This window comes from Gammaproteobacteria bacterium, from assembly GCA_029862005.1.
In the GTDB taxonomy this organism is placed as follows: domain Bacteria; phylum Pseudomonadota; class Gammaproteobacteria.
This window is the reverse complement of sequence record JAOTYD010000002.1, coordinates 241538-255357: the sequence shown is the minus strand read 5'-3', so window position 1 is coordinate 255357 and position 13820 is coordinate 241538. Positions and strand designations below refer to the sequence as shown.

General features: G+C 57.9%; 10 protein-coding genes. 1 reads left to right on the top strand and 9 read right to left on the bottom strand.

Translation table 11 applies throughout. The features are described 5' to 3' along the window. Positions 1-173: 173 nt before the first annotated feature. The 6 genes from OES20_02795 to OES20_02770 form a co-directional block, all read right to left on the bottom strand. Positions 174-1661, bottom strand: a complete 1488-nt coding sequence (locus OES20_02795) for a M81 family metallopeptidase (GenBank protein MDH3633609.1) — start codon at positions 1659-1661, stop codon at positions 174-176. Between the two features lie 66 nt (positions 1662-1727). Further along, positions 1728-2513, bottom strand: a complete 786-nt coding sequence (locus OES20_02790; protein MDH3633608.1) for an ABC transporter ATP-binding protein — start codon at positions 2511-2513, stop codon at positions 1728-1730. After that, positions 2510-3367: an ABC transporter ATP-binding protein gene (locus OES20_02785; GenBank protein ID MDH3633607.1), complete on the bottom strand. Its 858-nt coding sequence runs from the start codon at positions 3365-3367 to the stop codon at positions 2510-2512. The genes OES20_02790 and OES20_02785 overlap by 4 nt, the downstream gene beginning before the upstream one ends. 3 nt (positions 3368-3370) lie before the next feature. Beyond that, positions 3371-4279 carry an ABC transporter permease gene (locus OES20_02780; protein ID MDH3633606.1) on the bottom strand — a complete coding sequence of 303 codons (909 nt, stop codon included), beginning with the start codon at positions 4277-4279 and terminating at the stop codon, positions 3371-3373. After that, positions 4279-5298 carry an ABC transporter permease gene (locus tag OES20_02775; protein MDH3633605.1) on the bottom strand — a complete coding sequence of 340 codons (1020 nt, stop codon included), beginning with the start codon at positions 5296-5298 and terminating at the stop codon, positions 4279-4281. Before OES20_02775 ends, OES20_02780 begins: the two co-directional genes overlap by 1 nt. Positions 5299-5339: 41 nt before the next feature. Then, positions 5340-6935 carry an ABC transporter substrate-binding protein gene (locus OES20_02770; protein MDH3633604.1) on the bottom strand — a complete coding sequence of 532 codons (1596 nt, stop codon included), beginning with the start codon at positions 6933-6935 and terminating at the stop codon, positions 5340-5342. A gap of 151 nt (positions 6936-7086) precedes the next feature. Between OES20_02770 and OES20_02765 the strand changes: the two genes are divergently transcribed. Then, entirely contained in the window at positions 7087-7548 is a 462-nt protein-coding gene (locus OES20_02765; GenBank protein ID MDH3633603.1) for an LEA type 2 family protein, read from the top strand. 24 nt (positions 7549-7572) lie between these two features. Here the strand turns inward: OES20_02765 and OES20_02760 are convergent, their stop codons facing one another. The 3 genes from OES20_02760 to OES20_02750 all read right to left on the bottom strand — a co-directional run bounded on the left by OES20_02760 (position 7573) and on the right by OES20_02750 (position 13817). After that, positions 7573-8859 (bottom strand): metallopeptidase TldD-related protein, encoded by a 1287-nt coding sequence (locus OES20_02760; GenBank protein ID MDH3633602.1) that lies wholly within the window; start codon positions 8857-8859, stop codon positions 7573-7575. Beyond that, positions 8856-10304 carry a TldD/PmbA family protein gene (locus OES20_02755; protein ID MDH3633601.1) on the bottom strand — a complete coding sequence of 483 codons (1449 nt, stop codon included), beginning with the start codon at positions 10302-10304 and terminating at the stop codon, positions 8856-8858. The genes OES20_02760 and OES20_02755 overlap by 4 nt, the downstream gene beginning before the upstream one ends. 132 nt (positions 10305-10436) lie before the next feature. After that, complete coding sequence (locus OES20_02750) at positions 10437-13817, bottom strand: hypothetical protein (GenBank protein MDH3633600.1); 3381 nt, start codon at positions 13815-13817, stop codon at positions 10437-10439. Positions 13818-13820: the final 3 nt, after the last annotated feature.

Here is a 13820-nt window from a genome sequence, read left to right as displayed (position 1 = left end):
ATAAGCCTTGTTGAATTAACGAGATACAGCTATCACTCTGGTTAGATCGGTCCGATCCAGCCCTTGCTGACAAACGTCACAATTATTCAGCTTGCCCTGGTCGTGGGAATATTTGCTGCCCGGCGCGGTTTTCAGTGTAACGGCTATTCAGGTATTTTCACGGAGGGCTTGAATTAGCTTGTGGCGGTGAGCCGTTTCAGGCGCGGGTCCTTGAAAGGTACCGTGCTGAGGTCGACAATGACCGGGCCGGGTGCGGCAACCGGCAGAATTGCCGCAGCTATTTGCTGGAAGTCGTTACGAAAATGTATGCTGCTTTTGATGGCGATGATATTTTGCTGCGCGGGCTCGATTCCCAGGTGCCGGAACATGGACTGATCCATGGTTTGAATTGCTTTCGAGCCAACCACGATGCGCACACCGCCGACCTGAAGTAACGCGGTCGGACCGAGATCCATTGCCGCGCCGGCGAGCATTGGACCGGTGGCGCTGAAACGACCGTCGGACAATCCCAGCACGCGGAATTCGGTGTCAAAGGACAGGCTGCCGGGATACCCGGATTTACCGCCCAGGCTGATGTTTACAAGCGCACCGGTTCCGGCTGAATGCGCTTTTTCTGCGGCCTGCGAATCATTAAGGATCCCGACGACGGCGTCCTGCGCTTCTTGCGTCACCAGGGCACGCAGTATTTCCGTGGTATCACCCGGGCCACCGCCCCCGGGATTATCCTGCGAATCCGCGAGCATTACCGGACCGCAGGCGTCGCAAGACAGTCGAATTGCCTCGCTGACCGCTTCTTCCGGGCCATACAGCCGGCCGCGAAATTCGCTTTCGCGTGCTTCGATTTCAGCCAGCAGGCTATCTGCTGTCGCGTTGACCGCGGTTTTATCGAAGCCGTAGGCAACCAGGGCCGGGCCTGCCTCGGGCACGTCGGAAAGCGGGAAGCCACAGGCCAGCGACACCCCCGCGATCTCGCCACGAATCCGCTCGCGCAAATGTTCGTAGATTGCCCTGGCCGGATCCACGAGGGTGCAGCCCCAAATCGGGGGAATCAGGAATTCGGTGCGTCGGATGGCATTAAACGGGAAGCGCGAAATTTTATGGCGCAGCAACAGGTCGAGAAGATCGGCCGCACGTGACCCGGTGTCGCTCATATCGATATGGGGGTAGGTACGATAAACCTCGAGCGCACTCGCCTGTGCGACCATCTGGTCGCTGATGTTGGCATGCAGGTCGAGACAGCCAATGACAGGGGTGTCGTCACCGACCGCACCGCGGATTCGTCGCAGCAATTCGCCGTCACCATCGGCGACGTGGCTGCAGACCATGGCGCCATGAAGGTCCAGCAGAACGCCATCAATGTTCGACGAATCGCGCAGAGCTTCCAGCATCAACGCCGAGATACGCTCGAAAGCCTCTTCGGTGACATGAGCGGACGGCGTTGCCGAGCACCAGATCAGGGGTACAATTTCATGTCCGAGCGCCGCAAGACGTTCGATCGCACCGGTAACCGGCAGGTTCATACCATGCACATTATCGAGCATTTGTGCCCCACCGCATAAGGGCGGCCACTCGTCGCGTTGCTCGAATACGCTAAATTCGGCCCGGTAGGGTGCAAACACGTTGGTTTCGTGTTGAACCCCGCCCACCGCAATTCTCGCCATGTGATTACGCCCCGCGCTGGCCAGGATTCATTAACGACTCGATATCGAACCACATGCGCCGAATCCTCATCCAAATTCCTCGAAGGCATCGATCGCGGTGCGGTCGTAACCGAGGCTCGCGGTCAATAACTGTTGGGTATAAGGCATGGTCGAGTTGTGTTCGCGTAATTGCTGAACGCTCATGGTTTCGACGATTGCCCCGTTTTGCATGACCGACAGGGTCTCGCACATATGCGCTACCACGGCGAGGTTATGACTAACGAGGATGTAGGTCAGACCGTGTTCGCGTTTCAGGCGCATCAACAGGTTAAGTACTTCGGCCTGCACCGATACATCAAGCGCGGAGGTTGGCTCGTCCAGCAGGATAATTTCAGGGTCGGTAATCAACGCACGCGCGACGGATACCCGCTGGCGTTGCCCACCCGATATCTGGTGGGGATAGCGAAATCGAAACGAGGCGTCGAGACCGACTTCCTCGAGCGCGTGTACCACGCGTTCCTCGATGCGATCGAGCTTATGCACCCGGGCCGGCTCGCTCAGAATCGTATCTACCGTATGGCGCGGATGCAGGGAGCCATACGGATCCTGGAATACCATCTGTACCCGCCGTCGAAATGACTGCGAACGTCGCTGCAACAAGGTTTCTTCGGCAACCGTCATTTCGCCGCTAACCCGGGCTACCCGCTCGAGTAAACCGGCCAGTGCCCGTAGTACCGTGGTTTTGCCCGAGCCTGACTCGCCAACCAGGCCGAAGGATTGCCCCTTCTCGACCAGCAGCGAAACATCGCGCACGGCGTGAAACACGCTCTTGCCATGGCCGAACACCACGTCCAGGCAGCGAATATCGATCATCGTACTACTCCCGGCGCCGTCAGCCAGGCCGGATCGCGTTTCAGAACCGGGAGTTCTTCGTGACCCCCGTCGAGCCTTGGCAGGCAGTTGACCAGACCCTGGGTGTAGGGATGTTGCGCCCCATCGAGGTTGGCCGCGGTGCATTGCTCGACCACCCGGCCGTCATACATGACCAGGATGCGATCACAGAACGAGGCAATCAGGTTGAGATCGTGACTGATAAAAATAAGCCCCATGCCGCGCGCGTTGATCATGTCATCGAGCACCGCCAATACCTGTAACTGTACCGTGACGTCGAGCGCTGAAGTGGGTTCGTCGGCGATGATAATGTCGGGTTCCGGAATCATCATCATCGCAATCATGATGCGCTGGCCCATGCCCCCGGAGACCTCGTGCGGATAAGCGCGGTAAACGCGTTCCGGCTCGCGGATTTTAACCGCGCGCAGCATCTCGAGGGTGCGCTCACGTGCCACCCGTTTCGAGGTGCGGTTATGAATCAGCAGGGCTTCCTCAATCTGGGAACCCACGGTCATCACCGGGTTCAGCGAATACTTCGGATCCTGCATGATCATCGAGATGCCGCCACCCCGGATCTGTCGCATCGTGGCCTGGCTCGCGTTGAGCAGGTTGGTGCCCCTGAATTCCAGGCGCTTTGCGGTAACCGTGCCACCGGGTGCAGTCAAACCGAGAATGGCACGCCCGGTCTGCGATTTTCCAGAGCCGGATTCGCCGACGATGCCAAGCTTTTCTCGCCCCAGGTCGAAACTCACACCGCTGACCGCGCGCACCAGCCCGGTGGGCGTGTTGTAGGTCACCTGCAAATCTTCTACGCGGAGCAGCGATGATTCAGTCATTGGTCAACTCCCACTCTTCGGATCGAACACGTCCCTGAGGCCGTCACCGAGCAGGTTAAAGCCGAGGCTCACGATGAGTATGGCGACGCCCGGAATTGTCGGCACCCACCATTGATCGATCAGGTATTGCCGGCCGAGAGAAATCATTGCGCCCCATTCCGGCGTCGGTGGTTGTGCCCCGAGGCCGAGAAAACCGAGTCCGGCCGCGGTTAATATGATGCCAGCCATATCCAGCGTAAGGCGAACGATGACCGAGGACATGCACAGTGGCGTGACGTGTCGCGCGAGAATGCCAACGGTGCTGATGCCCTGCATCTGCGCGGCGAGAATGAATTCACTGTTGCGGATGGTCAGTGCCTCGGCGCGGGCGATACGCGCAAACGGAGACCAGGTTGTCAGCGCAATCGCCAGTACGGCGTTTTCCAGACCACGACCCAGTACCGCGACCAGTGCCATCGCCAGGATCAATCGTGGAAAGGCGAGGAAGATATCGGTCAGGCGCATTAACACGCTATCGACCCAACCACCCAGGTAGCCGGCGACGGTGCCAACCAGCAGTCCGATCGGCACCACGATAATTGACACCAGCGCGACGATATAGAGCGTGATCCGTGAACCCCAAATGATGCGGTCAAAAATATCGCGTCCCAGTTCATCGGTGCCAAACCAGTGCTCGCGGCCGGGTGGCTGCAGGCGATTGGCAAGATCGAGTTCGAGCCCGTCGGAAGCCGTGATCCACGGTGCCAGCGCGGCGATTACCACCAGGCCTACGACAATCAGTAACCCGATCATCGCGATCGGGTTACGCTTGAAGTCGAGCCAGCCGATGAACACCCGCTGGCATCGAGCCTGTATTTTCGATTTCGGAATCTCCGCCAGCAACCAGCCGCGCAGTGTCGCTTCGGCCGGCATCAGCGAATCCTCGGATCCACCAGGCGGTAGAGCAGGTCGGACAACATGTTTATACCGACAAAGCAGGTGCCGACGACAATGGTGCCACCCAGTACCGCGTTCATATCGTTATTGAACAGCGAGTTGGTGATGTACTGGCCAATCCCGGGCCAGGAGAAAACCGTTTCGGTCAGCACCGAGCCTTCCAGCAGCGAGGCATAGGTCAGACCGATGATGGTGATCAACTGCACCAGCACGTTGCGAAAGGCGTGACCCCAAATCACGTTGCGTTCCGGCATGCCCTTGACCCGGGCAGTCAGGATGTATTCCTGGCTGAGCTGGTCAAGCATGAAACTACGCGTCATGCGTGCGATGTAGGCGAGTGCGAAAGTGCCCAGTATCGACGCTGGCAGTATCAGGTGCGCGAGCGCGTTGTAAAAGATATCCCAATCGCCGGACATCGCAGCATCGATCATCAAAACACCGGTAACCGGTTCGACAATCCCGTCGTAGAAAACATCGAGCCGGCCCGGGCCGGCAACCCAGCCGAGCTTGGCATAGAACACCAGCAGGGCCACCATGCCGAGCCAGAAGATCGGTGCCGAATAGCCGATCAGTCCAATCACGCGTACGATATGATCCGGCCACCGACCGTGGTGCACCGCTGCCAGCACCCCCATTGGGATGCCGACAAAGATTCCAAGCAGTGTCGCAACGGTGGCCAGTTCCAGGGTTGCCGGGAAAAAACGCAGGATGTCTTCCATCACCGGCTGTGCGGTCATGATCGAGGTGCCGAGATCACCCTCGACCAATTGCTCGAGGTAACGCAGGTACTGGATGTAAACAGGCTTGTCGAGCCCTAGTTGCAGGTAAACCTGGTCGTAAACTTCCTGCGACGCGCGATCACCGACGATGGCAAGAACCGGGTCGGCCGGCATCATGCGGCCGATCACGAAAGTAATCGCGGTCAGACCGATAAAGGTCAGCAGCAGGCTGGTCAGAACTCCCAGGATTTTCGCCAGGGTCGGCGGCAGTGTCATTGCTGACCCTGCCGCCCGATGACCGCTGGCAGAGGGTTTCACTACTGCTTGGTTACATTACGGTAGAACACGAGATCAAAGTTTGAACCCGAAACAAATCCGCGCAGGTTTTCACGGCGTGCCACCTGCTCGTTCTGCTGGAACATGATCACGAACGGTCCTTTCTTTTGCAGCATGGCCTGCAGCTCTAGATACTGCTCCCTGCGCTTGCCCAGGTCGAGTTCGTTACGAGCCTTGACGGCCAGCATGTTACTTGCATCATCCGCCCACGCGTTACGCCAGGCGAGTACCCCGGTGAGTTTCGCCTCCAGGCGATTATCCGGATTGTGCGCAAAAGCATCTGCATTCGAGTGCGGATCGACATAATCCGGTGACCAGCGCGCGAGAATAATATCATGCTCACGGGCGCGGTATTTCGGCCACAGGGTCTTTCCTTCAAGGGTTACGATGTTGACCTTGATGCCGCCCTGCGCCAGGTTCGCCTGCAGTGCCTGGGCAATCTCCGGAAACGGAGAATTGGTCAGGGTATGAATAGTCAGCTCGAAACCGTCACCATGGCCAGCCGCCTGCAGCAGTGATTTTGCCTTGGCCACATCCTGCTTGTACGGGGTATCTTCGAGGGCCCCCCAAAGACCACCCGGCCAGAATGCCTGGTGCACGACAAACTGTCCCGCCAGGAACGAATTGGCCATGCTTTCGTAGTCAACCAGGTGGCGTATCGCCTGCACGACCTCGTCTTTACCCAGGATCGGGTGACCCGCATTGGCGGCCATGTAAACGAGGGTGCCCTTGGGGTGACCATCAATCGAAATGTCGGAATTGTCCATCACACCTTTGACCTGGTCCGGGGTCAGGTTACGCGCCATGTCGATATCGCCTTTTTCCAGCAGCAGCCGTTGCGAAGAGGGCTCCGCAACGTGGCGCAGGATGACGCGCTTCATTCCCGGCGCGCCGTGGCGGTAGTTCGGATTCGCTTCGAGTGTGACGATCTCGTTGGCCTTCCAGGTCTTGATGCTGAAGGCGCCGGAACCAGCACTGTTGGATTTGAGCCAGTCGTATCCCAGGTCACCATCCTTCTCGTGACTCATAACCAGTTCCTTGTCGACCACGGACGCAACACCGGCAGACATGGCATTGAGCACCAGTCCGGGGGAAAATTCCTCGGAAATGGTAATCCTTACGTGGCTGTCATCGGTCGCCTTGACTAGCTCATCGATGTTTTCCGCAGTCCAGCCGAACTGGGTGATGATAAAAGCAGGGGTCTTGTTAAGCTTGACGACCCGTTGCAGCGACCACGCGACATCCTCGGCCCGCACCGGGTTGCCGGAATGGAACTTCAGTCCGGGGCGAATCTTGAAAGTGATGGTGCTGCCCTTGTTGCTAACCTCCCAGCTCTCGGCCACACCGCCGACCAGGCTTTGCAGGTCTTCCGGTTCGAACATCATGATTCGATCATAAACGTTGGCGATGATCTCGCCGGTGGTGAGTTCGAACACTTCGGCCGGATCCATGGTGATGATATCGGCAATGTCCTTCGCCATAACAAAAGTATTATCCGGCGTCGCCGCATGGGATGGGCCCATACCAAACGCGACCAGCACGGCAATACTTGTAAGTATTTGTCTTAATTTGAACACAACAGCCTCCTCGATGGTTGTATCGATGGTTATTTTATTTTATCCAGCAACCTGCCAGATGGCAGGCAGTGGAAAAAATAGTACCACAAAAGAATTTGTGCCGGGATAATAGTGACGAAATACCCGGACAGCACTCCGGATGGAGGTTTTGATGATACAGGCAGGTCGATTACTCGTCGCACAACTGGTTATTTTGTTATTTATCGGCGGTTGTGCCACGTTGCCGTCCGATTTCAAGGAACCGGGTGTCTCGGTGCTTTCGGTGACACCCAGAATATTGAATGGCGCTGCGCCGGAATTCGATATCCTGTTACGCGTGACCAATCCGAACCGCAAATCACTGGATATTGTCGGACTGTCATACACGATCGACCTGGTCGGAAACCGGATAATCGAGGGCGTCGCCAGCGATCTGCCTGAAATAGCACCCTACGGAGAGGCGGACGTCAAGCTCAGCGCCACTGCCGATTTGTTTGGTGGTTTACGGGTGCTTTCCCGACTGCTCACCAGTCCGGACGAACCGGTTGACTTCGAGTTCAACGCGGAGATCGATGTCGGAACTTTTTACCCGATGATTAACGTCAACCGGACCGGGGTGATTTCGTTGCAGTAGGTTGTTGCGGGTGGGGCTGCACTGTTAATTAGACAGTGACGTAAAGTGGAAGTCCTCGATTTTCAATGCCGGCATGGCCATGGCCATAAATTCGCCGGTGGCCACCGGCTTGCCACTGGCGACAACATGATCAAGCACCTTCAGTACCGATTCGTTCCAGCGCATATCTACCACCGGATGCGTGACCTCGCCATTCTCGATACGATAGGTGCCATCGCGGGTCATGCCGGTGAAGCCCAGTGTTCTGGCGTCGGTCGGGCGTATATACCAGAAACGCGTCACCAGGATGCCGTCGTCAGTGCTGCGAACGAGTTCCTCCAGTGGCGTACCGTCACCGGTTAGCACGAGGTTATTGGGTGCGGGCTTGACCGCAAGGTTGTTTTTACTGGCCCAGTAACGGCTGGTGAGCAACTGCTGCAGTTTGCCACTTTCTAGCCACACCGTTCTAACCAGGGCCTGGCCGCCACTTGAGAATGAAACGGTCGGAAACACTGGGTCGGCCGGGTCCGAGTAAAACGATTGGTGTCCGAGCGTTGCATCGTAGTCGGAAAATGCCGAACGACCCTCGTCCCTGGCGCGTTGATCGAAGCCATACCAGAACGCCATCGCCATCAGGTCGCCCACGGCCTGGGGTTCGAGAATAACCGTTACCGGCCTGGGCTCGAATACCTCGGGATGCTGCGCGCGGGCGCACTTTTCGATGGCACTGCGGGTTGCCGTCATAACGTTGTCCTGACCGATAGTCACGCCCTGATGCTCGGCCCAGCCGCTGCCGTTGTTACCGGTAGCGGTGACGTGGTAATCACTGCGATGGCTGCCTTCGTATGCAAAGCCCCCGGCGCTGTCACCGTAGGCACTAAACGTTTTCCCATGCGCAAGCAGACCGGCCAGGTCGATATCGGCCGCGGCCCCGGCCCGGCAGGCTTCGGCTGCCCAGGCACCGACGGTTTCAATTTCGATGGCCTCGGACTCGGTACTGTAGGCATATTCATGACTTTCGAGTACCTCGCCTGGCGCCGGCATGACTTCCTCGTCATCGGGCATGTGCCGGCAGAAGGCAAATGCCTGCTCGATGCTACGCTTGATCAATGCCTGGTCATCCAGAGTGTTGATGCTGAGCGACGTCTTCTTCTGCTCCAGGCGGGCGCTCAAGGTCAGCGTGGTTTGTTGCCTGAGCACGTTTTGCGATATGGCGCAGTCGTTGAAGCGCGTGCCCAGGCGATGCACCCCGTTGAGCAGCACCTGCAGTTCGCCTTCGCGCGGAATTTCGAGAATGCTCTCGATCAAATCCTGTGCCTGCTGGCGATTCATGAATCTCGCCCACGACAAATGCGGATGTTTCTGAAGCGGGTGGGCGCCGCACCGTGCGTCATCTGCGCAACCTGCATCGGGTCGCCCTTGCCACAATTGGTGATCCCGTGCGACTGCCAGTAATTTTCGTCGCAGGTGGCGTCGCAGGCGTTCCAGAAGGTTGGGGTCCGGCTCTGGTAGAGTGCGGCCTTGAGCATACCGGCTTTCCTGCCGTTTTTGATCTCCCAAACCGCGTTACCGCCAAACTGGAAATTGAGGCGCCACTGGTCGATGGAAAAACTGTCCATCCCCTCGAAGTAAATTCCGTGCCCGACGTCGGCCATGAGTTCTTCGGGACTGAGCGGGGTCTTGCCCGGCATCAGGAACAGGTTAGGTATGCGCACGATCGGAATGCTCGACCAGTGGTCGGCGCGGCAGGATCCCCGGCTGCGTTCCTCACCGATGTAATGTGCAAATTCACGTCCACTGCTGTAGGTCTGAAAAATCCCATCCCTGACAATTTCCCAGCGTTGACCGGGTACGCCGTCATCGTCAAAACCCTGGGTGGCGAGGCCGTTTTCAAGTGTGTTGTCGGCCATCAGCGTTACCTGGTCACTGCCGTATTGAAATTCGCGCTGCTTGTCGCGGGTCACGAATGACGAGCCCGCCATCGATACCTCGTAACCCATGACGCGATCGAGTTCTGTAGCATGGCCTACCGATTCGTGAATCGTCAGCGACAGGTTTTCCGAATCGGTAATAATATCGAACTCACCCTCGGGTGAGAGCCGTGCCGAGAGTTTTTCCTCGGCCTCGGCGGCGACGCGCTCGGCCTGCTTGACGAATTCTTCCTTTTGATAACATTCGAATCCCTGGTTAGTGGCCGGCGCCTTCCAGTTGCGCTCCTGGAAATCTTCATTGCCAACGGCAATGGCCCAGATCGCAGACTCCGAGGACGTTACGTCGCTGTACAACTCGGCCCCCTCGGTGTTCGCATACCAGCGTTTTACCTGCTTGAACGACAGGAAGCCCTGTGCACGTTTGACGGTTTTATTTTTCAGCATGATCTCGTTCGCCGAGATCAGCAAGTCAGCCTTGTCTTCGAGTGTGACCGTGAACGGGTTATATTTGCAGCTGGATTTAAAGTCGAGGGAAAGTGCCGGTTCCGGTGCCCAGTTTACCCCGTCTTCGCGCAGCGCCAGGGCCGAGGCCCGGGCAATGCGTATTGCCAGCGCAACCACTTTTTCGATCTCGTCTGCGCTGTAGGTCGGTGACGATGCAAATCCCCAGGCGCCGCGGTACAACACCCGCACGCCGAAGCCGCGGTCGTCGCGGTCGCTGCAGCTGGACAGGGCAAGGTCGCGTGACACGACACGCTGTTTGCGAATCTCGAGGTAACGCGCATCGGCAAACTGGCAGCCAGCCTTATCGGCTATATTGCAGGCAAATTTCAGCAGGTCAAACATGGGCTGGCGCGGTTCACCGGGGGCAGGGATTTTCAGAGTATACGATAAGCTCGAATAGTACGGATCATTATCCACCAAATCGGGATTGCAAAGGGATATTACGCGGCGCGCGCCATCAGCGGGGGCCTGTGTTCAGGGTTGGCTTAGTGAGCGGTAATAGTCGGCGACCATTGACTGGTAGGCATCGGGCAATTCTGTTGACCCGGAGACCAGTAACTCGGGATATTCGGGATTGCTCGATTGCATGCGTAACTTGAACTCCAGCTCCATCAGTGCCCACAGTGCCTGCTCGTGGAGCCGGGAGGTGGCGGCCAGATCGGTGTCATCCTGTTGCTGCGTCAATTCCCTGATCTTGTCGAGTACGGGATCGATCTCGCCGGACGCAACACCCAGTTCGTTGAGCCGTTGACCGAGGTCGTCAGCGCTGGCGACGATGCTTTCGAACTGCTGCCATAAGCCCGCGCTGCCGCCCCCGTTTGCGTCCGCCCTGTTTGCGGCCGCATCGCCCCGCGCGGCTTGCTTGCGCAGATTCTGAATCGATTGCAGCTCTTGCGCCAGGGCCCGCATGCGATCCAATGATAGTTGCATACCCCGCGTTCCCTGCTGGTCTATATTTGCCAGCGCAGACTCGATCCGTTCACGCATGCTGGTAATCCCTTGCTGGATTCGGGTTTCGTTATCAATGGCCTGTTCTTTTCTACCGAGCTGCACCATATCCCGGGTGCGACCGATACGATCATTCAGTCGATACTCGCGTCCGGCGCGGATCGCCTGTCGCAATGGCTGGCTTGCCTTTGGCTGTTCTTCGCGGGCCGTGGCCACCAGTTTGCTGAGTTCGCTCTCGAGTTCCGCCAGTTCCCCGCTCAATGCCTGTTTTTGATTATCGAGCTGTTCCAGCTGGTTTTGTTGCCGGTCTCCCCATTTTTGGTCCAGTTGCATCACGTCCTGCTTGATAGCCGCCTGTTTTCTTTCTGCCAGTTCTGCCCGCCGTAAAGTCCTTTCAATCGAATCGCTGAATTTCCGTACCCGGCTTTGATCGAGCAGGCGCTGGGCCTTGCGCAGGTTCTGCGCCGCCTGCCTGGCCTGGTCGGCGCTGGTCCCCCCGTTGGAGCCACTGGCGGCGGCGCGACGCATGGCTTTGGCCGCGTCTTTCATCTGGTTTATCGATTGCTGCAGTTGCGGATTGGGTTGCGTGCGTGACAGCCTTTCCAGCTGTCGGGCCATCTCTTCCAGTTCCTCGGCGAGGGCGAGCTGTTTTGCGTTGGGGTTGTTGCCCAGCGATTGCTCCTGGCGTCGCAGCTGTCGCTCGATCTCCCGCTGTTGTCGCTGTGCAAGCTCGCGCAGGCGTTCGAGCGCTTCGTCAATTACCTGTTCGGAGGATTGTGGTTGTCCGCGTTGTACGGTCTCGTACTGGTGGCGCAGTTTATCCATTTCGAGCCTGAACAGGTCGGCCAGGTCTTCGAAGCCGGCGGTGTTACCAGCCCCACCGCCACCCCGATTGGCGAGCGCGACATTAATTTCTCGAAATGCCGCGTCCGCTCGCTGCAGATGCAGAAGTGCGACCTGGGCACTCGACAGGGCCGATTCAATTTCAATTTGCTGCAGCTGCTTCTCGACCTCGACCATTGCCTCTGCGGCGCGCGGTAATTCGGTTATGATGACGCGGTATCTCTGATCCAGGTGCACCAGCGGACGATTGGCGAGACGACGCATAATGGCCTCGACGCGATCACGAATACGTGATTGTGCCGTGGCGAGCAATTCCAGGTTCTGCTGGTAGGTTTCCGCATCGTAGCTGTTGCGATCGCGAATCATCTTGAAGGTCGCCACGACGAACTGTTTTTGCTGGTCCGAGAGGTGCCCCTGCTGCTGACCGCCCTGTGCACCGCCACCGCCGCCCCCACCTTGCTGGTCGGCCTTGCGGAAATCGATGCTGAAGGGGCGCACCTGGTAGAAGAAGATATCGCTGGTTGCGGTTTTGACCAGCTCGGCTGGTGAATGATCCTCCGCATGCACGTAATAGGAAATCAAATCCCCGGGGACCAGGTTTAAATCTTCGAGGTAAATAACGTGTTCGGCGTCGAGCTCACGCCTGGCCCCCGTTCGGTTGCCGGAGGGCATTAACGCGATACGCTGCTCGTCGGCACCATTTACCGTCACTACCAGTTCCAGTTTGGCGATGCCAAGGTCATCGGTTGCCCGAACCTTCATCACGGGTTCTTCGATCATGCTGACTTTCGTATCCCTGCCGGGGCTCAGTATCGAAACATCCGGATACATGTCATCCAGCGCCGTAATTTGAAAATCGGCCGAGGCGTCAACGGGAATGCCACTCGCGCGCTGCAAAGAAACCCGGTAGCTGCTGTCCTGTGTCACCGTCAGTTCACCGATCCAACTCCCGCTTTCGATATTTTCCAGCTCGATGCGCTGGCCATCACCGAGCAGCAGCGCACCGCCGGGAATTTCAATCGTCGGTTCTATCAAAACTTCCACGCGTGTACCACGCAGTGCCGAAATGTCACCGGACCCATGGCTGGTTTCAGGTTCCAGCATCGTGTAGGGCGGAAAATGGTAGTGCAGGCTGATCTCTGAAATTGCCGGTATGTCGGCCACGTCGATGCGGTAAGTCCCGCTTTGCTGGCCCGCCCCGGTTACGTAGTAGTCGACAGCCTGGCCCAGGTCAAACAGAAAGGATTCGTAAAGGCTGGTGTCGCTACCCGCGGTCATCGTCGCCTGCTGCCACGAAATCCCGCCGTCGGTGGAAGTGAGCAGTAACACGTCGGATCCGTCGAATCCGGGAATGCGGGCACTGATGAGCTGATCGCCGCCGCGCGCAATTTCAATGTTACCCGGTGCCAGTTCGATCCGATACGGGGAATACTGGCTAGCAGTGGTCCAGGGTATTAACAGTGCCGTGGCGCTACGCCGCAGAAACTCGGGCGGCGATGCGGCAAGGCCGACAATAACAAGCAGCGCGAGACCCAGTTTCGATGTCGCCCGACGCAGCTTTTTCTGTTCGACCGGGTATCCGAATCCGACGTGTTCGCAAGCGTCGATGGCCTGTTCGACGAGGCGAGACGCGAGCTGGGGAGAGGTATCCGGTGTCGCCGATTGCCCGGCCTCGACTGCGCTCAGGATGATCGACTTCAGGCTGGGTTCGTGCTCTTGCAAATAGAGTGCAACCCGGGACTCGCTAACATCGCGCCGCAGCGGTCTGACGCAAAACTGAAACAGCAGACCAACCACGGTAAAGATCAGGGTGAAACGTAACAGCCAGACCGCTGGTTGCGCAAAATGCAACTGGTTTAACAGCCATGCCGAGATTACGATCAGCGCTATCATGACCACGAGGGTCGTGAACAGGCCGTTGAGTAAATGGCGCAATCGCCAGCGCCGCCGCAGGCGCTCGATTACCTGGGATAACCCGGGGCGAGTGTTGCTGTCCCGTTGCCAGGCCGGTGTCAACAGGTCGCCCAATTTGGTCGTGATGTTGCTGATTCCTGTCATGTCCATGTT

Excerpts from the sequence above, each read along its gene's own strand:
- OES20_02775 (MDH3633605.1), bottom strand. The coding sequence starts at position 5,298 with ATGACACTGCCGCCGACCCTGGCGAAAATCCTGGGAGTTCTGACCAGC.
- OES20_02795 (MDH3633609.1), bottom strand. The coding sequence starts at position 1,661 with ATGGCGAGAATTGCGGTGGGCGGGGTTCAACACGAAACCAACGTGTTT.
- OES20_02785 (MDH3633607.1), bottom strand. The coding sequence starts at position 3,367 with ATGACTGAATCATCGCTGCTCCGCGTAGAAGATTTGCAGGTGACCTAC.
- OES20_02750 (MDH3633600.1), bottom strand. The coding sequence starts at position 13,817 with ATGGACATGACAGGAATCAGCAACATCACGACCAAATTGGGCGACCTG.
- OES20_02755 (MDH3633601.1), bottom strand. The coding sequence starts at position 10,304 with ATGTTTGACCTGCTGAAATTTGCCTGCAATATAGCCGATAAGGCTGGC.
- OES20_02765 (MDH3633603.1), top strand. The coding sequence starts at position 7,087 with ATGATACAGGCAGGTCGATTACTCGTCGCACAACTGGTTATTTTGTTA.
- OES20_02790 (MDH3633608.1), bottom strand. The coding sequence starts at position 2,513 with ATGATCGATATTCGCTGCCTGGACGTGGTGTTCGGCCATGGCAAGAGC.
- OES20_02780 (MDH3633606.1), bottom strand. The coding sequence starts at position 4,279 with ATGCCGGCCGAAGCGACACTGCGCGGCTGGTTGCTGGCGGAGATTCCG.
- OES20_02760 (MDH3633602.1), bottom strand. The coding sequence starts at position 8,859 with ATGAATCGCCAGCAGGCACAGGATTTGATCGAGAGCATTCTCGAAATT.